Below are 26985 nucleotides of genomic sequence, written 5' to 3' on the forward strand. Positions count from 1 at the left end.
TGACCACATGGAGCATTTGACCGCGCTGGATGCCGCTTTCCTCGAAGTCGAGGACTCCGATCCGCATGTGAGCCTGGCCGTCGGCGGGGTGTCGATCATGGAAGGACCGGCGCCGAGCTACGACGAGTTCGTCTCCGCCTTTACCGAACGGGCGCCGGCGATTCCGCGGTGCAGGCAGGTCTTGCGGACCCATCCGTTCGATCTTGGCCCACCCGAATGGGTGGACGACCCGCACTTCGACATCGCGCGGCACCTGCACCGCCTCGCGCTGCCACACCCCGGCGGCGACGCCGAACTGTTCCAGCTGATCGCGACCGTGATGGAACGGCGGCTCGACCGCGAGCGCCCGCTGTGGGAGTGCTACATCATCGAGGGGCTGAGCGACAACCGGTGGGCCGTGTTGACCAAGACTCACCACTGCATCGCCGATGGCATTGCGACGGCCCAGATGTTGGGGAGGTTCAGCGACGACGGCGGCGGCAACACCTTCGCCACCGACATTCGCGCCGCCAAGGAGCCGGGGCGGCCCGGCGTGAGCCTGCCCAAGGTGAGCTTGAACCCGTTGAGCTGGGTAACTGGGCTCGCCCGCAGCGTGTTCACCGCGGCGGCGACGGCCGAACATGTGGCGGTGGGGGCGGCCGAACTGACGGCGAGCCTGTTCAGCCCGGGGCCGGACTCGTCGCTGAACGGACCGGTCACGACGATGCGACGGTTCAGCGCGGCCCGGGTCCGGCTGGCCGACCTGCAGGAGGTCTCTCAAGCGTTCGGCGTGACCCTCAACGACGTGGCACTGGCGGCCATCACCGACAGCTACCGCAGCGTCTTGCTCAACCGCGGCGAACGGCCCGGCCGCGACTCGCTGCGCACGCTCGTTCCGGTTTCGGTTCGCCCGACCAACCATTTCAGCGTGGCCGACAACCAAGTCTCGGCGATGCTGCCGCTGTTGCCGGTCGACGAGGCGGACCCGGTGCGGCGACTGCAGCTGGTGCACGGCCGACTGGCCGCGGCCAAAGCCAGCGGCCAACGCGAGGGCGGCAGCGCGCTGGTCTCGGCGGCCAAAAACGTTCCGTTTGCGTTGTCGGCGTGGGGGGTTCGCTTGCTGACGCGGTTGCCCCAGCGGGCGGTGGTCGCCTTGGCGACCAACGTTCCCGGCCCGCGAGGCCAGCAGACACTGCTGGGCCGGCGGGTGCTGGAGATCTTGCCGATCCCCCCGATCGCCCTTCAGCTGCGCACCGGCATCGCGATGCTCAGCTACGCCGACAAGTTCGTCTTCGGGATCACCGCCGACTACGAGACCGCGCCCGACGTCGAGGCGCTCACCGCGGGAATCGAGAACGGCGTCGCGCAGTTGGTCAAGGCCGGCCGCGCCCGGAGGCGCAAGCGAGCGCGGGCGCCGCATAAGCCAGTGAGCCGGTGAATCACCGCCGGATGCGCTGATGCGCGGTCAGCAGTAGGTGGTCGAACTCGGATTGGGAGTTAAGGGCCGAACCGCCGCCGCGGAAGTCTTCGGAGATCTGTTCGGCCAGCAGCCGCAGCTTGACGTTGGTCTCCTGGGACAACCACCTGAGCAGGTTGAACGCGGCGTCGTCGTTGATGCCATAGATCAGCATCAGCATGCCCTTGGTTTGCTCGATCCCGGCCCGATTTTCGCTGATCTCGGCCAGCTTCGCGCTAACGAGGTCCTCGCGCACCTGTTCGGGAAGCGGGGAGACGTCGATGTAAAACCCGTGCGTTCCAACCACTTCGCCGCGGTCGTCGACGAGCCGGTCACCGACGACGATGATGTGGTGCACGTTGCCGCCGGTGTCGATGATCCGGTGGCGGGTGCTGAACGCCTCGTGGGTGTTCAGAATCTGATCGATGGTCGCGGCGACCTGTCCGCGGTCGTCGGGATGTTTGTGTGCCAGCACCAGATCGGTGGTCGGGGTGACGTTGCCGGGCTCATACCCGTGCATCCGCTGCACCTGCTCGGACCATTCCCACCGCCGGTCGGCGAAGTGGAACCGAAACCAGCCCACCCGTTGCGGAGTACCGCCGGCCAGGGCCTGTTCGACGTTGGCCGATTGGTCGCCGAGATTCCAGTTCACTTTGACCTTGTTTCGTTGGGTTTCGTGGGCCCAGTTCGCGCGCGGGACTTTCGGTCGGCGCCCGATGGGGGCGGGGGGCGGCGACCGCGCTGGCCCGATTCGGCGACCGTTTGCTCGGGGCGCCCGGGCGCCGCCCCGCCCGTTGGGTTGGTCAGGCGTCTATCACCTCCCGGTTCGAGGTGGTGTCGTTGATTGCCTTGTGGCCGCCGCCGCGGTCGACAGAAATCTTACGCGGCTTAGCCTTTTCGGCCACCGGGATGCGCAAACGCAGCACGCCTTCGCGGTAGGACGCCTCGATTTTGTCGGTGTCGAGGTTTTCGCCGAGCACCAGCTGGCGGCTGAACACACCCCGCGGCCGCTCGGTGGCCAGCATCTCGCGGTTGGGGTCGAGGGCCGGCCGCTCGGCGCGGACGGTCACCACATTGCGCTCGATGTCGATGTCCAGCGAGTCGGCGTTGATGCCCGGCAGGTCGAACTCGACGACGAATTGTTCTCCCTCGCGCCAGGCATCCATCGGCATCACTGCAGGTCGAGCGGCCGTACCCAGCACTTGCTGGGCGAAGCGGTCCAGCTCACGAAACGGGTCGGTACGCATCAGCATGGCGGTCACCTCTCACTCCAATCTGTCGCAGTGAAGCGGCTATTCTCTATGACTAATGACATAGATTTCATATATCACTGTCGATAGGTCAGCGCAAGTGTGATAGATACGTTTTCTACCGAGTTAGCTTAGGAGATGCCGATGGCCGACGACTCTGGCGTCACCGGTGGGCCGGCGTCCCATCAAGGGGTGTACGGAATCTCGGTGGCCGCCGAACTTTCCGGCGTCGCGGTGCAGTCGCTGCGCCTTTACGAAAAGTACGGACTGCTGGCGCCGGCCCGAAGCGACGGCGGGACCCGGCGTTACAGCGCCGACGACTTGGCCCGGCTGCAGCGCATCGGCGCGCTAGTCGACGCGGGCATCAACCTGGCCGGCATCGCCCGCATCCTGAGCCTGGAAGATGACAACGCCGCGCTGTCGGCGGCCAACACCGACCTGCGGTCCACCAACCGCACGTTGCGGAACGCGGCGAAGACCGCAAGGTCCAAGCAGGCCGGCAAACGGGGGGATAAGGGCGCGAGCTGACCCTCATCCGGGGGACGCGCCGAGCCCCGCGCAACTATCGTGAAAGCGATTGGCCACCAACCGGTTTGGTTCTCGCTTGCCGATTGCGGGCATGAGATCGTTCCGTATTGCGCGGCCGAGTCCGCGCCGCGCGGTCGCCGCCGGTTCCTGACGCTGTTGCACTTCGTTTGTCTGGTCATAGACTTCGTTTTGTGGTTAGACGCGCCGATTTTGTCGCCGGCAACATGACAGACGCGAGACGGGCTATGCGGGCCGGAACGCCGCCGGGGTGCGGCATCGCCCGGCTGCCCGCCGCGTTCCTTGCCGCGCCGCCGCCCAGGTAAGCCAGAAGGCCCTCGAGGGGGTGACGCCATGCCCGACAGCAATAACACGGTCCTCGCTGGGCTGGCGGGGCTGGTCGCCAGCCTTGACCGCCACGGAACGGACACGAGTGTCGGGCTGCGCGAACTCGTCGACAGCGGCGCTCGGCACGTGGCCGGCTGCCAGTATGCGGGGATTACCCTGGCCGGGCAGAGCAAGGCGGTCACCAATGTGGTCGCCACGCACCGGTACCCAAAGGTGCTCGACGCCATCCAGAACCGGTGCGGGGAGGGACCGTGCCTGGCGGCCGTCTGGCAGCACCACATGATGCATGTCGAGGATCTCAACGTCGACCAGCGCTGGCCGCGATATCAGCGGCACGCGCTCGAGCAGACCCCCATCCGCTCGATCCTGTCCTACGAGCTGTTCGTGGACGGCGGCAGCCTGGCCGCGCTCAACTTCTATGCCGACCATCCGCACGCGTTCACCGACGAATCACTGGAGATTGGCGGCGTTTTCGCCACTCACATCGCTTTGGCCTGGTCGATGATGCGCCGTCAGGACCAATTCCGCAGCGCCTTGGCGTCACGGGACATCATCGGCCAGGCCAAAGGGGTCGTCATGGAACGCTTCGACCTCGACGCCGTCGAAGCGTTCGAGCTTCTCACCCGGCTATCGCAGCAATCCAACACCAAACTGATCGACATCGCCAAGGCGCTGATCGACGGCGAACACCCGCTCAAGCGCCGCAACCACACCGAGTGCGGCACTTAGCGCTTAGCCGCGGGCATCGGTACGGGGGCGGGCCGGCGGCCGGCGATCAGCCGCCCGCCGAGTTCGTAGTCGTCGTCCGCGTTGTAGGTCAGGACGCCGACGACCACGTCCCCCGAGCCGTACCAGACGGTGAAGCCGTCGGGATGGTCGATCATCCGGCTGCGCTCATACCCGTCCCCCCAGGCGTGGTACTTCAGCGTCGCGTCACCGATGGTGGTCCAAAACCCAGGCACACCATCCCATTTCGCTGTTTGACCCGCCGCGGATGCCCCGGCGATCGCGCCCTGATCGGTCGCGTCCTGCCAGTGTTCGACGGCCAGGTGGCGTCCGGCGACCTCGTGCCGCGCCAGCGCGACGTCACCCGCGGCGTACACACCGGGCACCGAGGTGGCCATGTCGGAGCCGACGACGATGCGGGAGCCACGAATCTGCAGACCGGCCCCGGCGGCGATGCGACTCTGCGGCGCGACACCGGTCGCGGCGAGCACGAGATCGCAGTCGATGGTGACGCCGTTGTCCAGCCGCACGCCGGCGTCGGTGATTTCCTCGACGGCGACCCCGCCGACGTGGCGGGCGCCCGCCTCGGTCACCAGATCGCGCAGGCGGGCGGCGGCCTCGCTGCCCAGCCGCTTTGTTTGCGGAAGCGGTTGGGGAGCAACCAGAGTCACCGGCAGGCCGCGCACTGCCAAGGACGCGGCGGCCTCGCAGCCGATGAAGCCCGAGCCGATCACCACGGCGGAGGCGGCCGTGCCGGCGGCGTCGCGCAGTGCGGCGGCGTCGGCCAGGGAGCGCAACAGCAGCGTGCGTTGCCCACCGGGGAACGGTGGGGGAGCGGGCGCGGCGACTCCGGCCGGCCCGCTGCCCACGATGATCACCCCGGGCTTGGCCATGACGGTTCCATACCCCCGGCGTCGCGGCCTCAACCGTCACGCCCCCCGCACGTCTACCAGATCTTCTAGAAAAAGCGGGACGGAGCCGTCAAGGTCACGCTAAACCCCTGAAACGGTCACCGGCGCGGGTCCAGAAAAGCGTTGTCCGCCAGGGTATTTCACGGAATGGTTTGACCGGCGCGCCGGTCGGGTATGAAGTGCGCCATGACCAGCGCAGAAGCCGCCGCCCCCACGCCCGGCGGTGAAGTGTGGCCGGGTAAGGCCTATCCGCTGGGCGCGACGTACGACGGTGCGGGCACCAACTTCGCGGTGTTCAGCGAGGTGGCCGAGCGCGTCGAGCTGTGCCTGTTCGACGCCGACGGGGCCCAGAGCCGCATCACCCTGCCCGAGGTGGACGGGTTCGTCTGGCACACCTACGTGCCGAACATCGAACCGGGCCAGCGCTACGGCTACCGCGTGCACGGTCCGTACGAGCCCGGGGCCGGGCTGCGGTGCAACCCGAACAAGCTGCTGCTGGACCCGTATTCGAAGGCCATCGACGGCACCTTCGAGTGGAATCAGTCGCTGTTCGGCTACGACTTCGACGACCCCGACAGCCGCAACGACGACGACTCGGCGGCCAGCATGCCCAAGTCGGTGGTGATCAACCCGTACTTCGACTGGGGCAACGACCGCCCGCCGGACCATCACTACGCCGACACGGTGGTCTATGAGGCCCACGTCAAGGGCCTGACGCGGACGCATCCGGACATCCCCGAGCAGATCCGCGGCACCTACGCCGCGGTGGCGCACCCGGTGATGATCGAGCACCTCAAGGGCATCGGCGTCACGGCGGTCGAGCTGATGCCGGTGCACCACTTCGCCAACGACTCCACCCTGATCGACAAGGGGCTGTCGAATTACTGGGGCTACAACACGATTTCGTTTTTCGCGCCCGACCCGAAGTACTCCAGCGCCGCCTCGGCGGGGGGCCAGGTGCAGGAGTTCAAGGCGATGGTGCGCGCCCTGCACGAGGCCGGCATCGAGGTCATCCTCGACGTGGTCTACAACCACACCGCCGAGGGCAACCACCTGGGCCCTACGTTGTCGATGCGCGGCATCGACAACGCCGCCTACTACCGGCTGGTCGACGACGACAAGCGCTACTACATGGACTACACCGGCACCGGCAACAGCCTCAACGTCGGGCATCCGCACGCGCTGCAGCTGATCATGGACTCGCTGCGCTACTGGGTGACCGAGATGCACGTCGACGGCTTCCGGTTCGACCTGGCCGCCACGCTGGCCCGCGAGTTCTACGACGTCGACCGGCTGGCCACGTTTTTCGAACTCGTGCAACAGGATCCGACGGTCAGCCAGGTCAAGCTCATCGCCGAACCGTGGGACGTCGGGCCCGGCGGCTACCAGGTCGGCAACTTCCCGCCGCAATGGACCGAGTGGAACGGCAAGTACCGCGACACCGTCCGGGACTTCTGGCGCGGCGAGCCCGCCACCCTCGACGAGTTCGCCTACCGGCTCTCCGGATCGGCCGACCTCTACGAGCACACCGCGCGCCGGCCGGTCGCCTCGATCAACTTCGTCACCGCCCACGACGGATTCACGCTGCGCGACCTGGTGTCCTACAACGAGAAGCACAACGAGGCCAACGGCGAGGACAACAACGACGGCGAGAGCCACAACCGGTCCTGGAACTGCGGGGCGGAGGGGCCCACCGACGACCCCGGCATCAACGAGCTGCGCGCCCGCCAGCAGCGCAACTTCCTCACCACGCTGCTGCTGTCGCAGGGCGTGCCGATGATCTGCCACGGCGACGAGCTCGGCCGCACCCAGAACGGCAACAACAACGGCTACTGCCAGGACAACGAGCTCACCTGGATCGACTGGGCCGATGCCGACGCCGGCCTGCTGGAGTTCACCCGCGCGGTGTCGGCGCTGCGGGCGAACCACCCGGTGTTCCGCAGGCGCCGCTTCTTCAACGGCAAGCCGGTGGGCCGCCGGGGCCGGGACGGGCTGCCCGACATCGCCTGGTTCACCCCCGAGGGCGCGGAGATGACCGACGAGGACTGGGGCGCGAGCTTCGCGAAGTCCGTCGCGGTGTTCCTCAACGGCCACGGCATCCCCGACCGCGACGCGCGGGGCCAGCGGGTGCTCGACGACTCGTTCCTGTTGTGCTTCAACGCCCACCACGAGCCAATCGAATTCACCCTTGCGCCAAAGGAATTCGGCGCTACCTGGCGCATTGTGGTGCACACCGGGTCCGCGCAGGCGGCACCGCCCGAGGAACTGGCCGGGGCGGCCAAGCTCACCGTGGATGCCCACACCGCCGTCGTGCTGCAGGCCGCCTAGAACAGTCCCGGGGGTTGACATAAATCCGCCCGAACGTCACGCCGCCGGGCCTCGGCCGATACGCTGAGCGTGCAGCGGGCTCGTTACAGGGAAGGGCGAATATGTCAAGGACGGTCGTGGTGGGCGCCTCCAGTGGGCTCGGGCGCTGCATAGGTGTCGGCCTGGCCCGGCGCGGCGATCGGGTGGCGCTGCTCGCCCGGCGCCGTCAGCGCATCGAGGCCGCGGCCACGGACGCCGGCCCGGGCGCGATCGCCATCGAATGCGACGTCACCGACGAGGCCTCGTGCCGAAAGGCGATCGACGACGCCGCCGACGCGCTGGGCGGCATCGACAACCTCGTCTACACACCCGCCGTCGGGCCGCTCGTCCGCATGGTGGACACCGACGCCGACACGTGGCGGCGCATCTTCGACACCAACGTCATCGGCGCGGCGCTGGTGACGGCCGCGGCGGTGCCACACCTGACGGCCTCCGCCGGCAAGGCCGTCTACCTGTCGTCCGACGCGGGCACGTTCGGGCCGCCCTGGCCGGGGCTGGGAGCGTACGGCGTCAGCAAGGCGGCGCTCGAGAGGCTCGTGGAGGCGTGGCGGGCCGAACACCCGGACATCGGCTTCACCTGCCTCATCGTCGGGGAGTGCGCGGGCGGCGAGGGCGACGGCCAAACGGGAATGAACGTCGGCTGGGATATGGACCTGGCCATGAAGGCCGTCCCGCTGTGGTCGTCGCGCGGCTGCATGCCCGGCAAGTTGATGCCCATCGAGGACCTCATCGAGGTGGTGCACACGATCCTGCGCACCAACGCGTCGACGTCGATGCCGGTCGTCGTTGCCAGGGGCGCGCCCGCCAGCCCCGTGGCGTTTGCCGACACCAATCAGTCGTAAACCATCAGCGCCGTGCAAGCCTTTCGCGAACCATGTCGGCGAGGAAGCGCCTGCTCGATGCCGGCCGAAACGCGCGGGCCGCGTCGGTGAGCGCGTCGCGCGAATCCGCGGGCAGCTCGATGTCGGCGGCGGCGACGTTGAACTCGAGCTGCTCGACACTCGAGGCGCCGGGAATGGCGACCACGCCGGGCAAGCTGACCAGCCAGGCCAGCGCCACCTGAGCCGGCTTCGCGTTGACGTGAGCCGCAACGTCGCGCAACGTCTGCAACAGCGGCTCGATGCGGCGCAGGTTTTCGGTGCCGAACAGCGGGTTCACCGCGCGCACGCCGCCCGGACGGTTGTCGAGGCCGTATTTGCCGCCCAACAGCCCCTGCGCCAGCGGGCTGTAGGCGATCACGATGCGATTTTCCCGCTCGGCGAACGGGACCAAGTCCTCGAGCGGCCCGGAGTGCGCGAGCGAGAAATGCACCTGGTTGCTGATCACCGGCCGCCCGAGCGCCGCATCGGCCTTTTGCCAGCGTGCGAGCGAGTAGTTCGAGACGCCGGCCGCACCGATATCGCCGCTGTCGAGCAGGTCGCGCATTCCCGGCATGATCACCGAATCGGGAACCACCGGGTTGGGCTGGTGGATCTGGTAGAGCGGGATGCGGTCCAGCTGCAGCCGTCGCGCGCTCGCCCGCTCGCGCTGTTTGATCACCGCGGGAAATGGCGCGACCGGGAAGACCTTGCTGGCCACCGCGACCTCGGCGCGCTCGTCGCCGAGCGCCTCGCCGAGGATCCGCTCGCTTTTGCCCAGCCCGTACACCTCGGCGGTATCGAACAACGTGACGCCCAGGGCACGGGCGCGCTGCACGATGTCGCGGGCGGCACCGGAGGCGTAGCCGGCCCCATAGCCCCACTCGCGTGAACCGAATTGCCAGGTGCCCAGCCCGATCCGGCTGACCCGTCCCACTCCGTCGACGTCGAGATACTTCATACGCCCACCCTAACGAGGTGGCGGTTCCCTAGCCGGGAACCTTGTTGAGCGCGTAGTTGGCGATGCTGACGGCCGATTGCCGGGGGCCGTCACCGTCGGTCGTGCCGCTGTAGGACACGTACACGTCGATGACGACGTTGGCCTTGGCCGCGATGGCGCGGGCGGAGCGCACCCGCAGCCCTTTGGGCGCCAGGTCCATCGTGGTGATGCCGTTGCCGGCATCGGCGGGAACGCCCAGCGAAAAGGGGATCGCGCCCGCGGCGGGGATCGTCACGCTTACGGTCGAGCCGCCGCAGTCGCGCCAGCCGGACAGCAGCTTCGCCAGCTGCGATTGGGCCGCGGGCGGGTCGCGAAATGCGGCGACGGCCTGGATGATCTGGATCGACTTGAGGAAACTGCGCGCGTCGGAGAATCCCGTCGCGCGGTATCCGAAGATGTCCTCGACGGTGTAGGCGTCCGGGGTCCCGGGGGCGATGCTCCCCCAGCATTCCGGACGGTCGATGGTTCCTTCCCTGTCGGACCTGGCGGGATGGTCCCACGTTTGGCCGGGCTCGAGGTTCGCGTCGCCGGTGATGGTTTTGAGCTCGTCGAGGCCGGGCAGCACCGTGGCCACGGCGTCCGGCGCGACCGTGGGCGGCGGGGGCGCCGTGCTGGTGGCCGGCGCCGCGGTCTGGCCGGAAGTGCCGGAAGTGCCGGTGAAGGCGGCCCCCCAAACAGCAAAAGTGGCCCACGCGACCAGGGCGACGACCGTGAGCGCGATGAGCGCATACGACAGCGCCATCCCCGCCAGGGCGCGGTCGCGGCCAAGCTCACCCGTGCGGCGGATGCGCACGAGCCCCAGGTGCCCGAGAACCGCGCCGGCGGGCGGAAACACGAACGCGAACACCAGCGACAGCGTCGCCAACGTGTTGACGGGCGGGCGGTAGGGCGGCAGGGGAGGCGGTGTGAAGGCCGGCGGTTCCACCGGCGGGCCGCCGTAGGGGACGCGGCCCAGCGGATCGTAACTAAACGGGTCGTAGCCGTACGGATCCTGAGGGTTGGTCACGCCAGCGGCCCTCCTTATGCCTGGTTATGCCTGGGATCCTGCCGAGACTGTAGTTGACGATGGCGTGGGCGAGGCTCGGTGCCGCTGGTGGCCGGTCCTGACGATCGTTGTGCGCGTCTGGCGGGCACCGATGTTAGGCCAGTTTGCTGGACATGCCGCACGGAGTTGGCAAACATCTGTCTGCGGCCGCCCACGAGTAGTTTCGGTCTGAACTAAAATTCGGGGGGGGGGATAACTCCAGGCTTTAAAAAATATTTTTAAGCAGTTATTACGTTGTCTTGAATAGTTTGCGCGCTTCGGTATTTACGGGACAAAACCTCCCGATTTCACCCCAACTCGCCCGAAACTCGGGTTGCTCTCAGCTATGTTCTGGCCATCCGAATTCGACTTACCGATCAAAGGAGATGGTCGTGGACCTCGCAGCCCGCCCCCACATCACCGCCGGTGTCGCACTGGCCAGCGCCGCCGTCCTCGCCGCCGGCCCGATGACCCAACACCTACCCGACCTTCGGCTGGCCCAACACCTGCCCACGGCGAGTGTGTCCGACATCAACCTTACCGACGCCGCCAGCCCCATGATCGACCTGTTCTCCGGCGTGGAAAACCAACTCGCCTCACTCGCAAACGGAGCAAGCGCGGCCGCTTTGCCCGCGAGTGTCGCGAGCGCCGCCTTCGACCCCACCCAGAACCTGATCGTCCAAACCTGGATTAACACGTTCGAGACGGCGGCGTGGCAAGCCCAGGGGATCGCCACCAAGTGGGCCCAGACTCCGTTCGTGGTGCCGCAGCAGATCGCCGCCAACTGGGTGCAGTACGCCAGCGACTACATCGGGGCGTATCAGGAGGCCGCGGCGGGTGCCGCCAAGTACTTGGGCGGAACCACGTCATTCAGCTTTGTTCCCCTTATGCAACAAGGGTGGAGCAATATTCTGGCAGGCAACATTAGCACCGGGATCACCAACTGGTTCCAGGCTCTCTGGTATTACCCCCTCGCAGACATTGGTCTTAAGCTCGAAGCCATTCCAGGAGACCTCCTCGGGGGTATGACCACGAACCTGGCGAGCGCGACCCACTACCTCACTAGCACTGGTCTGACAATTGTTGGCGAATACGCGGGTCTGGAGTTACCCATCATGCTCTTCGAGGAGGGGCTCGCTAACGGCCTGCAAGCCACCTATAACGCGTGGCAAGCGGGGGACCAGGTGGGAGCGGTGACCAATTTGCTCAATACCCCCGGCCTCATGGCGAACTACTTCCTCAACGGAGCGCCCCAGTCTATCGGATCAGGCTACAGCGGCGGCTTGCTCAGCTATCTCACCAACCGCGGTGGGCCGGGCGGCCGGCTTAGCCAGATTTTCAACAACCTCAACGTTGGTTTGGCGAAGACGATGGTCACGCCCAACGCCCAGAACATCGGGACGGGCGGCAGCTTGGCGACCGCGGTGCAGAACTTCGCCAACCAGTTGGCCAATGGGTGGCCGTCGCTGACTCCTGTCGCCAACGAATTGGGTGGCGCCTTGACCCAGGTGCTGCAAAACATCCCGACGGTCCTGTCGAGTCTTCCGTCGGTGTTGAGCAACGCGGGCGGATTGGTAGCGGGCCAGATCGGGTCGTGGATCGCCGCCCTGCTCAGGCTCCTCTGAGTCCCGTTGGCGGTTGCCGATGCGAGCCGGCGACCGCCAACGGCGATCGGCCCCCTTCGCACGTTATCTGGCGGAGGGGGCCGATTGCTGGTTGTCATGCCTGGTCGGCACATGCATGCGAGCGAAACAACGAGCTGAGTTTTGAGCCTGCTGGTTGGCGGCGGTGCCTGGATCGGCCACAATTACCTTGTGGCACAAGCGGATTGGTTTTTCGGCCACCCGGCTAGTCGGTCTGCCCGGCGTGACCGCCACGACCGAACGATGGGACATGGCGCTGGCGACTTTTGCGCTCGCCGTCGCGGCCGCCTACGTCGGACTGCACGTATCGGTGCTTGGATATCGTTTGGTGACCGCGCCGGTCGGGTAGCCCGCTAAGCAGCGCGCAACAGCCCGCGCGCCGATCGACAATGCAGATGGGAATCGCACCATGGCTCAGACCCACATCAAGTCGCCCACCGACGTCGTCGACTTCCTGGTCAGTCAGCATGAGCGGATCAAGTCCTTGTTCGCCGAAACGCTGTCGTCGTCCGGGAAAGAACGGGAGAAAGCCTTCGTCGAACTTCGGCGACTGCTCGCCGTGCACGAAACCGCCGAGGAGGAAATCGTCCACCCGCGGGTCAAGCGGAAGATCGCCGGCGGTGCCACGGTGGTCGACAAGCGGTTGAAGGAAGAGCACGAGGCCAAGACCGTCCTGCAGAGGCTGGAGAAGCTCGGCGTCGACAGCGAGGAGTTCACCCGCCAGCTGACGGAACTGCGCGATGCCGTCCTCGATCACGCCGAGCACGAGGAGAAGGACGAATTTGCCAAGCTGGGCGAGGAATTGAGCGGCGACGAGCTCGACCGCATGGGCCGCGCCGCCAAGCTTGCCGAAGCGATCGCGCCCACCCGACCGCACGCCGGCGTCGAATCCCAGGTGGCCAACCTGGCCGCGGGCCCGTTCGCCGCGATGCTGGACCGGGCGCGCGACGCCATCGTCGGCAAGGGCTAGCGCGAGCAGACGCGGAATCGCACGAAAACCACCGATTCCCTGCGATTTTGCGTCTGCTCGCGATCCCAACCAGACCATGACCGCAACGAAGACACCGAGCGCCGCGCGGTACCTACCCGAAGACCGTGGGCTCGAATCGCTGAGAAGGGCGGCCGACCGCTGCCAGGGGTGCCCGCTCTATGCCGACGCCACCCAGACGGTCTTTGGTCACGGACGGGTGGGGGCGCCATTCATGCTGGTGGGTGAGCAACCCGGGGATCAGGAGGACCGCGCGGGCTTGCCTTTCGTCGGGCCCGCAGGGCGGTTGCTCGCCCGGGCGCTCGACGAGGCCCACATCGACCCGACGATGACCTACCAGACCAACGCCGTCAAGCATTTCAAGTTCACCCGGAAGAGCGGCAAACGCCGGATACACCAGAAACCCAGCCGCACCGAAGTGATCGCGTGCCGGCCCTGGCTCATCGCCGAGATCGAGGCGGTGCGGCCGCAGGTGATCGTCTGCCTCGGCGCGACCGCCGCGCAATCGCTTCTCGGAGCGGCGTTTCGGGTATCCGCTCAGCGTGGTCAGGTCATCGAGCTGCCCTCGGCGGTCGACGTCCGGCTAACGCCCGAGCCGGTCGTCGTGCCGACCGTGCACCCGTCGTCGGTGCTGCGCGACCGCAGCGATGGCCACGACGCGGCCTACCGCTCATTCGTCGACGACCTTTGCAGCGCGCGCGACGCTTACGCGTGAGTTCGACGTGGACGTGCCGCCAGGGCGTCGGCAAGCACCTGCGCGACGTGCATCGGGCGGCGGTCGGCGGCGAGGTCACGAATCTGGGTGCGGCAACTGAATCCGTCGGCCAGTACCAGGGCGGCGGGGTCGGCGTTGCGCAGCGCAGGCATCAGTTTGTCCTCCGCGCACGCGACCGACACGTCGTAGTGACCCTTTTCGAAGCCGAAATTGCCTGCCAGTCCGCAACATCCGGCGTCGAGCACGTCCACGTTCACGCCGGCCTCGACGAGCAGCTGCCGGTCGTCGCCGTAACCCAGGATCGCGTGCTGATGGCAATGCTGTTGGACCACGGCGTCGGCGTCGATCCGGGGCGGCTCCCAGTCGGGGGCCTTGTCCGCCAAGAGCTCGCCGAGAGTGTAAGTTTGCTTGGCCAATCGGTGCGCGTCCTCGTCGCCGTAGAGCAGTTCGGGCAGATCGGATCGAAACACCGCGGCGCAGCTGGGTTCCAGTACCACCACCGGAGTGCCCGTTCGCAGCGCGGGGCTCAGCGTCGTAAGGGTCCGGCGCAGAACGCGTTTGGCGGTGCGCAACTGGCCGGTGGAGATCCAGGTCAGCCCGCAGCACACGGAGCGGAGCGGGACCTCGACGTCGAAGCCCGCCGATTCCAGCACCGTGACGGCGGCCTTGCCGACGTCGGGTTCGAAGTTGTTGACGAAGGTATCCGGCCACAGCACGACACGCCCGCGCGACGGCGAGGTGCCTCCGACAGGGTGGTGGGCGAACCATGTGGTGAATCGTTCGTCGGCGAAGCGCGGCAGCTCACGTTGGGTGTCGATGCCGCCGGCCTTTTTGACCAGCTTCGATAGCCCGGGCGCGTGCGTCACGGCGTTGAGCGCGCGCGGCGCCGACGCGGCCAGCCGGGCCCACAGCGGGATCCAGCCCATCGAATAGTGCGCCATCGGCCGGAGACGTCGTCGATAGTGATGAAAAAGGAACTCCGCCTTGTAGGTTGCCATGTCGACGTCGACGGGGCAGTCGCTGCGACAGCCCTTGCAGGCCAGGCAAAGATCCAGCGCGTCGTGAACCTCGGTGGAGCGCCATCCGTCGGTGATGACGTCACCCTGCACCATCTCGAACAGCAGCCGGGCCCGGCCCCGGGTGGAATGCTCCTCCTCGCCGGTGGCCCGGTAGCTCGGGCACATCACGCCCGATTCGTGGCCCCGGCACTTGCCTATCCCGACGCAGCGCGCGGCGGCGCGGGAAAAACGGTGGTCGTCGTCGGGGTAGGCGAACATGACATCCGGCTCGGCCGGCCGGTAGTCCACACCGAAGCGCAGGTTCTCGTCGAGCCGGTACGGGTGCACGACCTTGCCCGGATTCATCCGGTTGTGGGGGTCGAACAGCGCCTTGGTCTGCTCGAACGCCCCGATCATGCGCTCGCCGAACATGATCGGCAACAGCTCGCCGCGGGATTGGCCGTCACCGTGCTCGCCGGACAGCGAGCCGCCGTAGCGCACCACCAGCCGCGCCGAATCTTCAACGAAGGAACGATATTTGGCCACTCCGTCCGCGGTCCGCAACACGAACGGGATGCGGGTGTGCACGCAGCCCTGACCGAAATGCCCGTAGAGCGAGGCGGTTCCATAGTCGTAGCGGTCGAGCAGCCGGTGGAAATCCCGGAGATAATCTCCCAGCCGGTCCGGCGGCACCGCGGCGTCCTCCCAGCCCTCATGGGTCTCGGGCTCGTTGGGCGGATATGCGGTGGCACCCAGCCCGGCCTCGCGCGCGGCCCAGACCTCCTCCTTGCGGGTGGGGTCGTCCAACATGGTCACGCCGTTGTGCGGCACCTTGTGCAGGGCGTCGATCATCGACTTGGCCTTGCGGTCCGCCTCGTCCTGATCGTCGCCGTCGAGTTGCACCATCAGCCAGGCATGGCCGTCGGGCAGCTGACGCAGCGCCTTTTCGGCCAGCCGCCGCGAATGCTCGAGTTCGACCAGGCGGTGATCCAGGCCCTCCAACGCCGAGGGGTGGTGTTCGAGTATGGCGGGCACCGCGTCGGCCGCCGAGGCGATGTCGTCGAAGCCCACGACCGCCAGCGCGGTGGCCGCCGGCACACGCACCAGCGTCAATTCCGCGCGCAGCACCGTGACCAGTGTGCTCTCGGAGCCGACCAGCGCCTTGGCCACGTGAAAGTTGTTCTCCGGCAACAACGAATCGAGGTTGTAGCCGGAAACCCGTCGCGGAATGTGCGGGTAGTTCGACCGGATGTCATCGGCGTAGCGGTCGGCGAGGGCCTTGAGGCCGCGGTAGATCTCGGCACGCCGGCCGCCCTCGGCGACGATCCGGGCGAACTCGTCGTCGTCGTTCTGACCCACCCACATTCGCGCCCCGTCGTAGGTCAGCACCTCGAGCCGGCGCACCGAATCGACCATCTTGCTGTACGCCTGGGCGGTGGAACCGCAGGAGTTGTTGCCGATCATTCCGCCGATCGTGCAACTGACGTGGGTGGACGGTTTAGGACCCACCATCCATCCCGACGAGCGCAGGCGGTCGTTGAGCACGTCGAGTTTGATGCCCGGCTCCACCACGGCCACACCGGTTTCGGCGTTGACGGACTCGACCCGGGTGCAGTACTTGCTCCAGTCGATCACCACCGCGGCGTTGCAGCACTGCCCGGCCAGGCTGGTGCCACCGCCCCGGGACAACACCGGCAGGTCGTGGCGGCGGCACACTCCGACGGCCTGGGCGGCGGCCTCCGGCGTGCGCGGCACGACCACGCCGAGGGGCACCTGCCGGTAGTTGGACGCGTCCGTGGAATACGTTGCGCGCGAACCCGGATCGAATCGGACCTCACCGTCGACGTGGTCGTGCAGGTCGGTGGCCACCGCTTCGAACAGCGTGGGTGTTCGGTCCCCGGTCATGCCGTTAGGTCACCCTTCAACTGTTCTTGTGCGGCAGGAACTCCTGCGCTTTGGCCTTGAGTCCTTCCTTGATGAACCCGATCCGGTCTTCGTCACCGGCGAGCACCGCGGCGCTGGTGGCCTTGAACTGTTCCCAGGTGGCGTGCGGCGGTATCGGTGGCATGTCGGGATCGGTGTGGACGTCCAGCACGGTGGGACGGTCGGCCGACAGGGCGTTTCGCCAGGCGTCCGCGAGTTCGTCCGGATCCTTGACGGCCATCGCGTTGAGGCCCAGGCCGGCCGCGAAGCCGGCGTAATCGACGTCGGGAAGTTCTTGGGAAGCAGCGAATTTCGGCGCACCGGCCATGGCGCGCATTTCCCAGGTGACCTGGTTGAGGTCGTTGTTGTGCAGGATCGCCACGATCAGGCGCGGGTCGTCCCACTGCCGCCAGTACCGTTTGACGGTGATGAGCTCGGCCATGCCGTTCATCTGCATGGCACCGTCACCGCTGAACACGATCACGGGCCGTCGCGGCTGCCCGAATTTGGCGCCGATGCCATAGGGGACACCGGGACCCATGGTCGCAAGGGTCCCCGAGAGCGAGCCGCGAATGTCGCCGCGGAACTTGAGGTTTCGCGCGTACCAGTTGGCCGACGACCCGGAATCGGCCGTGACAATGGCGTTGTCGGGCAGCTGGGGGGAGAGCTCGGAGAACAGCCGCAGCGGGTTGATCGGGTGGGCGCTGACCATCGCTTCCCTGTGCATGGTTTCCCACCAGCGCGCCACGTTGGCCTCGATGCCGTCACGCCACGACCTGTCCTCTTTGCGCCGTAGCTTGGGAATGAGTGCTTTCAGCGCGGCCTTCGCGTCGGCGACCAGGTTGACCTCATACGGGTAGCGCATTCCGATGAACCGGCCGTCGACGTCGATCTGCACGGCCCGGCACTGCCCGAACTCCGGCAGGAACTGGGTATAGGGGAAGCTGGATCCCACCGTGAGCAGGGTGTCGCAGTCGCGCATCAACTCATAGCTGGGCCGGGTGCCCAGCAGACCGATAGACCCGGTGACCCAGGGCAATTCGTCGGACAACACGTCCTTGCCCAACAGCGCCTTGGCCGCCCCGGCGCCGAGCAGGTCGGCGACCTGGGTCAGCTCCTCGTGTGCCCCGCGCGCGCCGGTGCCCACGAGCATGGCGACCCTTTCGCCCGCATTGAGGACCTCGGCTGCGCGGGCGATGGCCGCGTCGGCGGGGGAGATCGCCGGCGATTCGATGCCCAGGCTGGACGGCACCATCTTGAACGCGTGGGTCGGCGGTGAATACGGCAGCTCCTGCACGTCGGCGGGGATGATCAACGCCGTCGGGGCGCGCTGGGTCATCGCCACCCGGATGGCGCGATCGAGCACATTGGGCAATTGTTCTGGGACGGTGACCATTTGGACGTAGTCGCTGGCGACGTCCTTGTACAGGCTCAGCAGGTCGACCTCCTGCTGGTAGGAGCCGCCCATGGCGCTGCGGTTGGTCTGGCCGACGATGGCCAGCACCGGCACGTGATCGAGTTTGGCGTCGTAGAGGCCGTTGAGCAGATGGATCGCGCCGGGTCCCGACGTTGCCGCGCATACTCCGAGGCGGCCGGTGAATTTGGCGTAGCCGACGGCTTCGAAGGCGCTCATCTCCTCGTGGCGCGACTGGACGAACTGGGGCCTGTTGTCCGCGCGGCCCCACGCGGCGAGGAGCCCATTGATGCCGTCGCCGGGATAGGCGAACACGTGCCGCACGTCCCAGGTTCGCAGCCGCTCGAGCAGGTAGTCACCGACGTTTTGTTTGGACACCATTAACCCTCCTCCACCGAGCGCAGGCGCGTTGAGCCCTTCCTCCCACAGGTCCGGTGATACCCAAAATCGCCGTCGTTATTCGTGGGTCGCTCGCGGGGCAGGTGCGAGAGCTTTTCGCCGCCAAACGCGAAACGACCCGCCACGGCGTTGTGGCGGGTCGTCGCTGGCGCAATCAGCCGGCCATGAACTCGTGGTAGGCCGATTCCAGATTCGGCGGCAGGGCCGTGACATTGCACTGCCTTTCGGTGTCGCCGATCGGTGCCAGGATGCCGCGTAGGTCGTGGTACTGCTGGGGGTGCGCGGTGAAGTAGTTGCGCAGGTTGGTCTCGGCCTCTGGTCGCGGTTGGCCGTAGGCGGCCGTGACCACCTGATTGGCATCCGGATGCGCGGCCAGGTACTGCTGGGCCGCGCCGGTGACCGAGGAAACGGTGGTGTTGACACCGCCGGGGCTGCAATCCGGTGCCGCGGCGGCAGTCGGGGCACCGACGATGCCCATGGTCATTCCCCCGAGCAGGCAGCCCGCGCCGATGCCGGCGACTCGTCGGCGCGCGACGATACTGCTGATTTTCATGATCAGTGTTGTCCTTCGAAAGTTTTCCGAAATTGATTCTTCGACAGAGGCGCCCGAACCTCGAAAACCAACGTAGCCGAAGTGGACGGTGGCGGCGTTCGCTCACGACGAACGCGCGCGTCGTCGACCGGCCGATAAGCCCACCCGATGGGGTCTTTCGCTAAGCAATCAACCAAACCGGGCCGCCAACGCTGAGAAATCTCAGAAAAGCGAACCGTTCCTTAAAGAATCGTCATGCGGTTCGTGACGAAACCGTGACCTGAATTGCGGCCGATGCGATTCGGTTCGGCACCCGATTGGATCCGAGCCGACGGGATCTGCCGAGGGTGTTTGACCGGGCGCCGGGCGGGAAGCCGGTAGGTGCGAACGAATTGGTCAGCGTGGCATCGCAAAACGAACGGCCGGCTGACCGCACCGATTCGCAGACCGAACGGGCGCGAGCTCGGCAACCATCGAAAGGGAGGTCGACCCATGGGGGAGAAGAAGAGCGGACCACAAGAAGCGGTCGAGGGCGCCGTCGAGGGCATCAAAGGTAAGGTTAAGGAGTTCGGCGGAGCCATCGCCGGCCGCGACGACCTCGTCGAAGAGGGCCAGGCGCAGCAGGATAAGGCCGACGCTCAGCGGGATGCCGGCAAGAAGGAGGCCGAGGCCGACGCCGCGCGGGCCGGCGCAAAGGCCGCCGAACAGCGGCAGCGAGAAAATCAGTGATCGTCGGCCCGTGGTTTCAAACCGCCACGCCCGGTTATCCCTGACAGGAACCGCCCGCCGGGTGGTGGGTTAGCGAGGTGGAGGATGGGCAGGATGGGTTGGCCCGATCGGGTGTGGAGCGTCGTTGCGTTCCTGCGCGCCCGTTACCCGACCGGGGCGCCCGCCATCGGCTATGCGCCCCTGTTGGCGCTGTTGCCGCGGCGAGTCGCCGACGACGAGATCGCGGCCGTCATAAGCACACTCCTTGGCCGTAAACGCCGGCCGATCGACAGCGCCGACGTCGGGGTGGAGATCACCCGGATCACCGACGAGCTGCCCTCACCGGACGACATCGAGCGTGTCCAACGACGACTCGACGCGACGGGATGGACCGGCGACCGGTAGACCCGGCTGGGGTTCAGTCGCGTTCGAGGTCGACCATCAGCGGCCGGTGATCGGAGATCGGCATCAGCTCGGCCTCGACGGCACCGCCGCGGAGGCGGCGGTCGTCGGTCAGGATGTGGTCGAGCTGGCGGTCGGGGGTTTCCGCGGGGAACGTCGCGGCCACGGCCAACGCCCGCATGCCCGACCAGCGGCGCACCGCGTTGGGCGTCATGTTGAGGTCCCCGGTCAGCAGCCGTGGACCCGGGAAGCCACGCAGGTCGTGGATCAGCCGGCGCAGCTGGCGGCGATTCCAGCCGGGCACGAACGACAGATGCGTGTTGGCCACTGTCAGCCCGCCCCACGGGGCGCGCAGCTGCGCGATGACCGCCGCACGTGGTTCCTCGTCCACGACCGCCACCCGGTTGGGTCCGGGCAGGTACATGGGAAACCGCATCGCAATCCGCGGCAGCCGCACCACTTGCCAACTGGCGACCGGGAATCGGGACAGCAGCGCAATGCCGTAGGCCGCCGTCCCGGGCTGCTCGCGGCCGGTGGCGGCCATCCAGGTCGCTCCGGGGGTGCCGGAGATCGCGGCCACGAACCGATGGTCCACGGCCCCCATGGCCTCGGCCGCCACCGCGGTCAGGTCGGTCAGATCCGACCGGGGTTGGTCGCAGTCGACCTCCTGCAAGGAGAGCACGTCCGGATCGATGCGGCGCACGCAGTCCTGGAGCCGCCGCGGGTCCACCCCGTCGCCGATGGTGCGGCCGTGCAGGATGTTGAAGGTGGCCACGCGCATAGGTTTTCGATACCCACTTCCCCTTGTGAGCCCGTGTGCGGTCACCACTTTCGACGGCGGCCGCGGCTAGCGTGCCCCGGGCAGCCCCTCGCGAGCCGCCACCGACCGGCCGTCGCCGGTGTCAAAAACCTCGACGACGACGTCGCGGTCCCGATAGCAGCCCAGCGCCGTCAGCCCGGGCGTGCGCGCGATGACGGCGTGCGCCGCGTCGCCGGTGAGCGGATAGTCGGCAACGACATGGCGCCAGTGTGCGGCAACGATATTCGCGCCCGGCCGCAGCCGCGGGCATTCGCGGCGCAGCACCGCGGCCAGCGTGGCGGCGTCCAGGTAGTAGGCGACCTCGCTGAGCACCAGCAGGTCGAAGGGGCCCGGCGGCCACGCCGCGTCCAGCGAGCACCGGCTCAGCGTCACCCGGTCTCGGCAGCCCGCCTCCCGCAGCCGCGCGTCCGCGGTTCGCACCGCCGCATCGACCACGTCCACCGCCGTGATGCGGTCGCAGCGCCGCGCCAGCCGGGCGGTCAGCGTCCCGATCGAACAACCCGGTTCAAAGGCATGCCGGTATCGGCGGTGGGGCAGCAGCGCCAGGGTGATCGCGTACTTACGCCGCTCGTACCACCGAGTCGACAGCTCCCATGGATCGTCGGTGCCCTCGTACATCCGGTCGAAGTAGGCGTCGGGCAACCGTGCGATCACCGGAATACCACCTCTCCCACCGCGAGCAGCCGCTGCAACACGAACGCCGGCAACACCGGTGGAATGCCGGCGCCGTTCGGCTCGAGCTGACTGCGAAAGCATTGCGCGGCATGGCGTTTGCGGTCGAGTGCCCAGCCGGTCACGGGCAGGCGGCGGGCCCGGTCCCACGGCACCGCGGCGTCGGCCGGGCCGGCCCAGTGCCACATCCACACGGGATATTCCAGCAGCGCGACGCCGGTGCGCGCGCACGCCTCCGCCGCGGCGCGTCCCGCGGCCTCGTGATCCGGATGCCCGTCCCCGCGCCAGGTGGCGGCACACCAGGTTCCGGGTGCGGCGTCTGCGAGGATGTCGACGAGCAGCTCGGCGAGCCTGTCCTCGTGGTCGGCCAGCCGCCCGTCGGGCAGACCCAGCGATACGGGCGGTGAAACACCCAAAATGCTTGTTGCCCTGCGCAGTTCGTACCTTCGCGTGGTTTCCAAGCGAGTCCGGTCGCACGACGTCGTGCCGGCGGCGCCGCCATCGCTGACCGACACCACCCGAACGTCGACCCCCGAGGCCACCAGTTGCGCGATCGCCGCACCCAGGCCCAGGGTCTCGTCGTCGGGGTGGGGCGCGACGACGACCAGACCGGGGCACGCGCTCAGGTCCAGCGGGGGCAGCGGTTCGGCGTCGAGGGCGGCCAGCCACACGGGCACCGGCGTGCCGCCGCGGGTCAGCGGCTTGGCCGCAAACCTGGCGCCATTGCTTGGCGGCGCGCTCCTCAAGTGGGTCTTCAAGGCTGCCGCCCGGCGAGGCGCCCGAGCTCGGCCAGATCCCGCTCGGCATGGCTTTGTCGTATGTAGATGGTCAGGTCGGCCACCCGTTGCGCGTGCCGGCCGTCCTGGCACAGCGGGCCCGGCCCCAGGGCGCGGCCGGTGCGGGTGATCGCCTCGTCGGCCGCGTGTTCCACGACCGCGCGGGCGCGGCGCGCCAGCAGTTGAGCGGTGCCGGTCCGGTCGAATGGATCGGAGTCGATCTGCACCGCGGCCGCGGCCAGGGTCGCATCGCCGGCCGCGAGCGCGGCGTCGACGGCCCCCAAATGCGCCAGCGAGTACGCGTCGGCCGATTGGCTTCTGGCGCAACGATATAGCGGCTCGGCGACCCTGCGCGCACCGCCGAGCCAGCAGGCGGCCACGCCGATCGCGCCGTGCCAGAACCCTGGCCGGTTCAGATAGTCATCGGGATCACCCACGGCGACGGCGTGGGCGTTGGTGAACTGCACCGCCCTGGTGTCGCTGCCGGCCATCCCGACGTTCCACCACGTGGTCGGCAACGCCTTGACGGCGGGGTCGGTGAGCGTCACCGCGAACAGGCTCCGTTTCCCGTCGTCGAGGCGGGCGGTCACCAGCGCGTGGGTGCAGAACCCGGCCCCCGAACACCACACCTTGGTGCCGTTGAGAATGGTCGCGCCGCCGGTGACGTTGGTGGCGGTCACCGCCGCGTCGGGCGACTCGGCCGCCCACACGCCCCACAGCTGATCGGAATCAGGGGGCTTGCCGCCCAGCTCGTGCAGTATCGCGACGGCGTCGACGTGGGCCTCCGCGATCCGGGCCGCCACGACGTCGTCTTCGGCCAGCAGGGCCAGGCGTTGCCAGCGCTCGGCGGTGCGCCCCGACGCGGGCAAGGGCAGCTCGAGCCGTCCCGACTCCAGCCAGTGCCTCACCAAGCCCGCCGTCACGCGCAGTCACCCGCCGCCGATCTCCCCAATTGCTTGAGGTAGTGCGCGAATCCGTGCGGGGCCCGCGCCCGCGTGCGCGCCGACGTGATGACCGACAATTCGGTGTCCCGCTGAACGGCATAGCCGGCGGCCTCGAAGCGCTCCACCAGGTCGACGTCCTCGCCGGAGGACAGCGTCCGAAAGCCGCCGACCCGCCAGTAGGCCCGGGCGCTGAAACCCATGTTGGCGCCGTGGACGTGTTCGTGACGGCCGTCCGGCGGGCCCGCTTCGTACGCCCGCGCGAAGCGGTCGGCGACGTCGACAGGATGGTGGCGCCAGTCGGCGACCCGTACCACGCCCAAAACCATGTCGGCGCCGAGCCCCAGCTGATGCACCAGCCAGCCGGGGTCGACCCGGCTGTCGGCATCGGTGGTGGCATACCAGCACTCGTCGTGGTGCCCGAACAACGAACGCGCGTAACCGAAACCGGCCGCCCGCGCGGCACCGACGTTGCGCGCCTCGACACGGACGAAGTGCACGTCGGGTCCGTACCGACCGGCCAACCGCGCGCTGTCGTCGTCGCTGGCGTCCAGGACCACCACGATCGCAACTGGAATCGGCGCGCACAAAGCCGCGGTCAGCGCCGCGCGCAGGCAGCCCGGCAGCTTGGCCCGTTCGTTGTGGGCCGGGATCACGACGGCAGCCCGGTCGTAGGGTCGGGGCGCGCGGGCTGACATAACCGAAGACTTGCCCACTCTTGCCGCCGCTTAAACGGACGCCGCCGGCCGGGTTGCCCACCTCGGCGGCGGGGTATGACCTATGCACGATGACACCGCCCGATGTGCCCGTCTGCCGTGCGCGGTTGCGGGATGCGCTGCGCGGTGCGGCCTCCGCGCTCAAGGAGAACGGGCCGCGTTTCGCATTGGCCGGCAGCTACGCGTTGTGGGCCTATGGGGCACCGGAACCGAGTCACGACGTGGATCTGGTGGTGGCCGAGTCCGACGTGGCGACCGCCGTGGCCACCCTGGGGGACGCCGGGTTCGCCGTCGAACGTCCCCCGGAGGATTGGCTGTTCAAGGCGCGCGTCGGCGACACCGTCGTGGACGTGTTGCACCGCATCAACGGCGTGCGGGTGGACCACACGATCCTGGACCGCGCCGAACCGCGCGAGGTGCTGGCGATCACGATGCCGGTGCTGCCGCCCACCATGGTGCTGACCCAGAAGCTGCGCGCCCTTGGTGAGCATCACTGCGACTTCGCGCAACTACTTCCCGCCGTGCGGGCCGTTCGCGAACGGCTGGACTGGGGGCAGATCAGGGCCCAGACCGCCGACAACGATTACGCGGTCGCGTTCCTGGTGCTGGCCGACCGGCTCGGCCTCACCGGCTGACGGCGTCAGTGGTTGCGCGGCTTAGCGGCCAACACCGTTGCGCCACAGCGCTTCCCAGGGTGACGGATGCTCGAATTTCCCTGGCGTGATGGGTATTTCGTGGACGGTGGTGTTCGTGGGTGACGGGGCCTGCTTGGGATGGGGTTTGCTGGTCGTTCCGTATGGGTGTGGCAAACATATTCTGAGGATCGCCTTTGGGCGGTGCCTTCGCGGTGGCGCGGACCATGTGCCCGCCGTACACTTGGCAATGATTCAAAATGAATCGCGGAGGTGTGGGTTATGTCGGCTAAAACCGTCAACGCGACTACCGCCCAGGAGCGGCTAGTGGCCAAAGCCGCACGCAAACGCGTCGACGAACGTGAACTCGAACGCGCGATTTATCAGGCCGCCAACCACGCAGGACTGTCGCAGCGACAAATCAGCGACATCGTCGGCATACACTCGCAGGCCACAGTCCAACGCATACTCCGCCGGCTTACCGAGGATCCGTCGCTGCTCGATGAGACACCGGCAGAGATCATCGACCGCCGCGCCGCCGGAATGATCGGTGACCGCTCCATGATGGAAAGACTTCTGAACTGGAAGTACTCCTTTGGCGGGGTAGTACGCATCGACGGTGTCGCCACCGACGCCTACACAACGGGTGACTGGGACGATATCGAGATGGCCTTCTACCGGGGCCTGCTCAGCGACGACGAGTTCCAAGCCCTGGCCGCACGCCATCTCAAGAGCATCTAGCCCGCGAACTCGCTGGGCTAGTGCACGTGGAATCGGTGAGGCTGGCCGACCAGATTCGACGAATGTGTATCAGCCGCAAGGAAAATGTCGTTATCGAAGGCACACTTACCTGGAATGGCCAGGGACCGAGAATCTTTCGTGAGCTCGCCGACTCCGAGTACACCGACGTCGAGGTGTACGGCGTCGACATCGAAGCAGCAGCCGCCCGCGAGCAAGCCCTGATCCGCTGGTGGCAGGGCCGGCTCGACTGGGTGACGGGGGCCGATCAGCTCGGGGGCCGTTTCACTCCTGCCGATGCCATCGACATCTGCTACACGAGGGCCGGACAATCCATATGTACCGCTCACGCATTACAATTTATTGACACGGCGCAGTCCGGCGAAATCCCATACGTGCACGTCACAATCCTGCGCAGGCAGACGACCGGCGCGCTCGAAGTCGCCGAGGAACGGTTCTACCGCCAGTGACGTGGCCGGTTGTGGTCCCTACGCAGCTGCTCCAGCGATATAAGAATGGAAGCGAACGGGAGAACCTACCCGACCGGCGCGCTGGCCATCGGTTATGCGCCACGGTTGGTCCTGCCGCCGCGACGAATGTCTGACGACGAGATCATGGCGATCGTCAGCAAATTCGTTGCGCCCGGACGTCGTCCGATCGGCAACGCAGATGTCGGGTTGAAATGACTTGGACCACTTATCCAACGTAGACTTCCGGTCGCGCGGCCGTCGGTCGCGAACATCTCCACGACGATGTCCCGGTTCTGATAGCAGGCCGGTGATATCAGCCCTGGCATACGGGTGATGACGGCGCGAAATCGAGTAGTCAGCCGCGGCGTCGCCATTGTGCGGCAACGACATTCGCGGTGGGTAATGCTGGTTAGGCGTGTGCTGGGGCCGCGTTCGATGTTGAGGTGGAAGGCGTTGTCGACGAGGTCCTTGTCGCAGTGGCCCATTCAAGTTGCTCTGAGTCCGTGGTGGTCGCCGATGCGAGCCGGTGACTTCCAAACGGCGATTGGCCCCCTTCGGCAAGAAGGGGGCCAATTCGCTGGATGACCACTCGGCCAGGTTCCATCCATGACGCCAATGTCGGCGTGAAATCAGTCTTATCCCAAGGACTTTAGGTGACGTGCAGGGAGATAAGCGCGCCGCTCAATCGGCTCTGCGCCAACGGCACCGCGCCGCGACCTCGGCCCGGCGGGTCCACACCGCCGTGCTGCCGCAAAGCGCAAACGGGGACTCAGTGGTTACGCAGCTTGGCGACCAACTTATCCTTCGTCAGACCTGAATATCCCGATATTCCAAGCTCTTTGGCCCGCTTCTTCAATTGCGGAACCGTCCAGTCGGCGTAGGACCCGGATTTGCCACCCTTGCGGCCCACCGACGACTTACCCCGGCCGGCGGCCGCGTTGGAGATTCGCGCGGCCTTTTCTTTGGAATCGCCCTGCTTGCGCAGATCCTGATACAGCTTTTCGTTTTTGATCGACGGGTTCGGCACTTTTCGTCACCCTCCTGTGCATCATCAG

At 67.3% G+C, this 26985-nt stretch carries 29 protein-coding genes; 15 read left to right on the forward strand and 14 right to left on the reverse strand.

Annotation, left to right across the window (positions count from 1 at the left end; genetic code table 11):
* Positions 1-7: 7 nt before the first annotated feature.
* Positions 8-1417: a WS/DGAT/MGAT family O-acyltransferase gene (locus K3U93_RS06570; RefSeq protein ID WP_071512545.1), complete on the forward strand. Its 1410-nt coding sequence runs from the start codon at positions 8-10 to the stop codon at positions 1415-1417.
* Position 1418: 1 nt separating this feature from the next.
* Here the strand turns inward: K3U93_RS06570 and K3U93_RS06575 are convergent, their stop codons facing one another.
* Both K3U93_RS06575 and K3U93_RS06580 read right to left on the reverse strand, forming a co-directional pair.
* Positions 1419-2087 carry a PAS and ANTAR domain-containing protein gene (locus tag K3U93_RS06575; protein ID WP_083010281.1) on the reverse strand — a complete coding sequence of 223 codons (669 nt, stop codon included), beginning with the start codon at positions 2085-2087 and terminating at the stop codon, positions 1419-1421.
* A 151-nt stretch (positions 2088-2238) separates the two neighbouring features.
* Positions 2239-2688 (reverse strand): Hsp20/alpha crystallin family protein, encoded by a 450-nt coding sequence (locus K3U93_RS06580; protein WP_083010353.1) that lies wholly within the window; start codon positions 2686-2688, stop codon positions 2239-2241.
* Positions 2689-2829: 141 nt separating this feature from the next.
* Between K3U93_RS06580 and K3U93_RS06585 the strand changes: the two genes are divergently transcribed.
* Positions 2830-3213 (forward strand): MerR family transcriptional regulator, encoded by a 384-nt coding sequence (locus K3U93_RS06585; protein WP_083010354.1) that lies wholly within the window; start codon positions 2830-2832, stop codon positions 3211-3213.
* 351 nt (positions 3214-3564) lie between these two features.
* On the forward strand, positions 3565-4287 hold the full coding sequence (locus K3U93_RS06590; RefSeq protein ID WP_083010282.1) for a GAF and ANTAR domain-containing protein: 723 nt from the start codon (positions 3565-3567) through the stop codon (positions 4285-4287).
* Here the strand turns inward: K3U93_RS06590 and K3U93_RS06595 are convergent.
* Positions 4284-5177, reverse strand: coding sequence for an FAD-dependent oxidoreductase (locus K3U93_RS06595; RefSeq protein WP_083010283.1), 894 nt, complete (start codon positions 5175-5177; stop codon positions 4284-4286). The genes K3U93_RS06590 and K3U93_RS06595 overlap by 4 nt on opposite strands.
* A gap of 204 nt (positions 5178-5381) precedes the next feature.
* Between K3U93_RS06595 and glgX the strand changes: the two genes are divergently transcribed.
* The gene (glgX, locus tag K3U93_RS06600; RefSeq protein WP_083010355.1) at positions 5382-7523 is read left to right on the forward strand and encodes a glycogen debranching protein GlgX; all 2142 of its coding nucleotides are present in this window, start codon (positions 5382-5384) and stop codon (positions 7521-7523) included.
* 101 nt (positions 7524-7624) lie between these two features.
* Entirely contained in the window at positions 7625-8404 is a 780-nt protein-coding gene (locus K3U93_RS06605; RefSeq protein ID WP_083010284.1) for an SDR family oxidoreductase, read from the forward strand.
* A gap of 4 nt (positions 8405-8408) precedes the next feature.
* Here the strand turns inward: K3U93_RS06605 and K3U93_RS06610 are convergent, their stop codons facing one another.
* Positions 8409-9380 carry an aldo/keto reductase gene (locus K3U93_RS06610; protein ID WP_083010285.1) on the reverse strand — a complete coding sequence of 324 codons (972 nt, stop codon included), beginning with the start codon at positions 9378-9380 and terminating at the stop codon, positions 8409-8411.
* A gap of 28 nt (positions 9381-9408) precedes the next feature.
* Positions 9409-10425 carry a sensor domain-containing protein gene (locus K3U93_RS06615; protein ID WP_083010286.1) on the reverse strand — a complete coding sequence of 339 codons (1017 nt, stop codon included), beginning with the start codon at positions 10423-10425 and terminating at the stop codon, positions 9409-9411.
* 410 nt (positions 10426-10835) lie between these two features.
* Between K3U93_RS06615 and K3U93_RS06620 the strand changes: the two genes are divergently transcribed.
* The 4 genes from K3U93_RS06620 to K3U93_RS06630 all read left to right on the forward strand — a co-directional run bounded on the left by K3U93_RS06620 (position 10836) and on the right by K3U93_RS06630 (position 13789).
* Positions 10836-12068 carry a hypothetical protein gene (locus K3U93_RS06620; RefSeq protein WP_139796888.1) on the forward strand — a complete coding sequence of 411 codons (1233 nt, stop codon included), beginning with the start codon at positions 10836-10838 and terminating at the stop codon, positions 12066-12068.
* A gap of 241 nt (positions 12069-12309) precedes the next feature.
* Positions 12310-12435, forward strand: coding sequence for a hypothetical protein (locus tag K3U93_RS25215; RefSeq protein ID WP_254893600.1), 126 nt, complete (start codon positions 12310-12312; stop codon positions 12433-12435).
* Positions 12436-12495: 60 nt separating this feature from the next.
* Entirely contained in the window at positions 12496-13056 is a 561-nt protein-coding gene (locus K3U93_RS06625; RefSeq protein WP_083010287.1) for a hemerythrin domain-containing protein, read from the forward strand.
* A 76-nt stretch (positions 13057-13132) separates the two neighbouring features.
* Positions 13133-13789, forward strand: coding sequence for a UdgX family uracil-DNA binding protein (locus tag K3U93_RS06630; RefSeq protein WP_083010288.1), 657 nt, complete (start codon positions 13133-13135; stop codon positions 13787-13789).
* Here the strand turns inward: K3U93_RS06630 and K3U93_RS06635 are convergent.
* The 3 genes from K3U93_RS06635 to K3U93_RS06645 form a co-directional block, all read right to left on the reverse strand.
* Positions 13780-16692 (reverse strand): FAD-binding and (Fe-S)-binding domain-containing protein, encoded by a 2913-nt coding sequence (locus tag K3U93_RS06635; protein ID WP_083010289.1) that lies wholly within the window; start codon positions 16690-16692, stop codon positions 13780-13782. The genes K3U93_RS06630 and K3U93_RS06635 overlap by 10 nt on opposite strands.
* A gap of 16 nt (positions 16693-16708) precedes the next feature.
* Positions 16709-18502, reverse strand: coding sequence for a thiamine pyrophosphate-requiring protein (locus tag K3U93_RS06640; protein WP_083010356.1), 1794 nt, complete (start codon positions 18500-18502; stop codon positions 16709-16711).
* Between the two features lie 175 nt (positions 18503-18677).
* Positions 18678-19076, reverse strand: a complete 399-nt coding sequence (locus K3U93_RS06645) for a heme-binding protein (protein WP_083010290.1) — start codon at positions 19074-19076, stop codon at positions 18678-18680.
* A gap of 471 nt (positions 19077-19547) precedes the next feature.
* Between K3U93_RS06645 and mbp1 the strand changes: the two genes are divergently transcribed.
* Together mbp1 and K3U93_RS06655 are read left to right on the forward strand one after the other, a co-directional pair.
* Complete coding sequence (gene mbp1 / locus K3U93_RS06650) at positions 19548-19784, forward strand: microaggregate-binding protein 1 (protein WP_071510538.1); 237 nt, start codon at positions 19548-19550, stop codon at positions 19782-19784.
* Positions 19785-19877: 93 nt separating this feature from the next.
* On the forward strand, positions 19878-20168 hold the full coding sequence (locus tag K3U93_RS06655) for a DUF3349 domain-containing protein (protein ID WP_071510539.1): 291 nt from the start codon (positions 19878-19880) through the stop codon (positions 20166-20168).
* A gap of 13 nt (positions 20169-20181) precedes the next feature.
* Here K3U93_RS06655 and K3U93_RS06660 read toward each other — a convergent pair whose 3' ends face one another.
* From K3U93_RS06660 to K3U93_RS06680, 5 genes are all read right to left on the reverse strand, one after another.
* A complete protein-coding gene (locus K3U93_RS06660; RefSeq protein WP_083010292.1) occupies positions 20182-20946 on the reverse strand; it encodes an endonuclease/exonuclease/phosphatase family protein in 765 nt (254 codons plus the stop codon).
* Positions 20947-21012: 66 nt separating this feature from the next.
* Complete coding sequence (locus K3U93_RS06665) at positions 21013-21639, reverse strand: SAM-dependent methyltransferase (protein WP_083010293.1); 627 nt, start codon at positions 21637-21639, stop codon at positions 21013-21015.
* Complete coding sequence (locus K3U93_RS06670) at positions 21636-22403, reverse strand: PIG-L deacetylase family protein (RefSeq protein WP_083010357.1); 768 nt, start codon at positions 22401-22403, stop codon at positions 21636-21638. Before K3U93_RS06670 ends, K3U93_RS06665 begins: the two co-directional genes overlap by 4 nt.
* A gap of 8 nt (positions 22404-22411) precedes the next feature.
* Positions 22412-23356, reverse strand: coding sequence for an acyl-CoA dehydrogenase family protein (locus tag K3U93_RS06675; RefSeq protein WP_083010294.1), 945 nt, complete (start codon positions 23354-23356; stop codon positions 22412-22414).
* Positions 23353-24072, reverse strand: a complete 720-nt coding sequence (locus K3U93_RS06680; RefSeq protein ID WP_083010295.1) for a glycosyltransferase family 2 protein — start codon at positions 24070-24072, stop codon at positions 23353-23355. Before K3U93_RS06680 ends, K3U93_RS06675 begins: the two co-directional genes overlap by 4 nt.
* A gap of 89 nt (positions 24073-24161) precedes the next feature.
* Here K3U93_RS06680 and K3U93_RS06685 point away from each other — a divergent pair, with 89 nt between their 5' ends.
* The 4 genes from K3U93_RS06685 (at position 24162) to K3U93_RS06700 (ending at position 26146) form a co-directional block, all read left to right on the forward strand.
* Positions 24162-24725 carry a nucleotidyltransferase gene (locus K3U93_RS06685; RefSeq protein WP_083010296.1) on the forward strand — a complete coding sequence of 188 codons (564 nt, stop codon included), beginning with the start codon at positions 24162-24164 and terminating at the stop codon, positions 24723-24725.
* Between the two features lie 279 nt (positions 24726-25004).
* Positions 25005-25463: a winged helix-turn-helix domain-containing protein gene (locus K3U93_RS06690; RefSeq protein ID WP_071512556.1), complete on the forward strand. Its 459-nt coding sequence runs from the start codon at positions 25005-25007 to the stop codon at positions 25461-25463.
* A complete protein-coding gene (locus K3U93_RS06695; RefSeq protein ID WP_083010297.1) occupies positions 25373-25930 on the forward strand; it encodes a zeta toxin family protein in 558 nt (185 codons plus the stop codon). Before K3U93_RS06690 ends, K3U93_RS06695 begins: the two co-directional genes overlap by 91 nt.
* A gap of 45 nt (positions 25931-25975) precedes the next feature.
* Positions 25976-26146 carry a hypothetical protein gene (locus tag K3U93_RS06700; protein WP_176219937.1) on the forward strand — a complete coding sequence of 57 codons (171 nt, stop codon included), beginning with the start codon at positions 25976-25978 and terminating at the stop codon, positions 26144-26146.
* Positions 26147-26699: 553 nt separating this feature from the next.
* Here the strand turns inward: K3U93_RS06700 and K3U93_RS06705 are convergent.
* Positions 26700-26957: a DUF7218 family protein gene (locus K3U93_RS06705; protein ID WP_071511013.1), complete on the reverse strand. Its 258-nt coding sequence runs from the start codon at positions 26955-26957 to the stop codon at positions 26700-26702.
* Between the last annotated feature and the right edge of the window lie 28 nt (positions 26958-26985).

Origin of the sequence: Mycobacterium malmoense, from assembly GCF_019645855.1 — a bacterium.
In the GTDB taxonomy this organism is placed as follows: Bacteria; Actinomycetota; Actinomycetes; order Mycobacteriales; family Mycobacteriaceae; genus Mycobacterium; species Mycobacterium malmoense.

Excerpts from the sequence above, each read along its gene's own strand:
- K3U93_RS06570 (WP_071512545.1), top strand. The coding sequence starts at position 8 with ATGGAGCATTTGACCGCGCTGGATGCCGCTTTCCTCGAAGTCGAGGAC.
- K3U93_RS06580 (WP_083010353.1), bottom strand. The coding sequence starts at position 2,688 with ATGCTGATGCGTACCGACCCGTTTCGTGAGCTGGACCGCTTCGCCCAG.
- K3U93_RS06585 (WP_083010354.1), top strand. The coding sequence starts at position 2,830 with ATGGCCGACGACTCTGGCGTCACCGGTGGGCCGGCGTCCCATCAAGGG.
- K3U93_RS06590 (WP_083010282.1), top strand. The coding sequence starts at position 3,565 with ATGCCCGACAGCAATAACACGGTCCTCGCTGGGCTGGCGGGGCTGGTC.
- K3U93_RS06595 (WP_083010283.1), bottom strand. The coding sequence starts at position 5,177 with ATGGCCAAGCCCGGGGTGATCATCGTGGGCAGCGGGCCGGCCGGAGTC.
- glgX (WP_083010355.1), top strand. The coding sequence starts at position 5,382 with ATGACCAGCGCAGAAGCCGCCGCCCCCACGCCCGGCGGTGAAGTGTGG.
- K3U93_RS06605 (WP_083010284.1), top strand. The coding sequence starts at position 7,625 with ATGTCAAGGACGGTCGTGGTGGGCGCCTCCAGTGGGCTCGGGCGCTGC.
- K3U93_RS06610 (WP_083010285.1), bottom strand. The coding sequence starts at position 9,380 with ATGAAGTATCTCGACGTCGACGGAGTGGGACGGGTCAGCCGGATCGGG.
- K3U93_RS06625 (WP_083010287.1), top strand. The coding sequence starts at position 12,496 with ATGGCTCAGACCCACATCAAGTCGCCCACCGACGTCGTCGACTTCCTG.
- K3U93_RS06630 (WP_083010288.1), top strand. The coding sequence starts at position 13,133 with ATGACCGCAACGAAGACACCGAGCGCCGCGCGGTACCTACCCGAAGAC.
- K3U93_RS06635 (WP_083010289.1), bottom strand. The coding sequence starts at position 16,692 with ATGACCGGGGACCGAACACCCACGCTGTTCGAAGCGGTGGCCACCGAC.
- K3U93_RS06645 (WP_083010290.1), bottom strand. The coding sequence starts at position 19,076 with ATGAAAATCAGCAGTATCGTCGCGCGCCGACGAGTCGCCGGCATCGGC.
- mbp1 (WP_071510538.1), top strand. The coding sequence starts at position 19,548 with ATGGGGGAGAAGAAGAGCGGACCACAAGAAGCGGTCGAGGGCGCCGTC.
- K3U93_RS06655 (WP_071510539.1), top strand. The coding sequence starts at position 19,878 with ATGGGTTGGCCCGATCGGGTGTGGAGCGTCGTTGCGTTCCTGCGCGCC.
- K3U93_RS06660 (WP_083010292.1), bottom strand. The coding sequence starts at position 20,946 with ATGCGCGTGGCCACCTTCAACATCCTGCACGGCCGCACCATCGGCGAC.
- K3U93_RS06680 (WP_083010295.1), bottom strand. The coding sequence starts at position 24,072 with ATGTCAGCCCGCGCGCCCCGACCCTACGACCGGGCTGCCGTCGTGATC.
- K3U93_RS06685 (WP_083010296.1), top strand. The coding sequence starts at position 24,162 with ATGACACCGCCCGATGTGCCCGTCTGCCGTGCGCGGTTGCGGGATGCG.
- K3U93_RS06690 (WP_071512556.1), top strand. The coding sequence starts at position 25,005 with ATGTCGGCTAAAACCGTCAACGCGACTACCGCCCAGGAGCGGCTAGTG.
- K3U93_RS06700 (WP_176219937.1), top strand. The coding sequence starts at position 25,976 with ATGGAAGCGAACGGGAGAACCTACCCGACCGGCGCGCTGGCCATCGGT.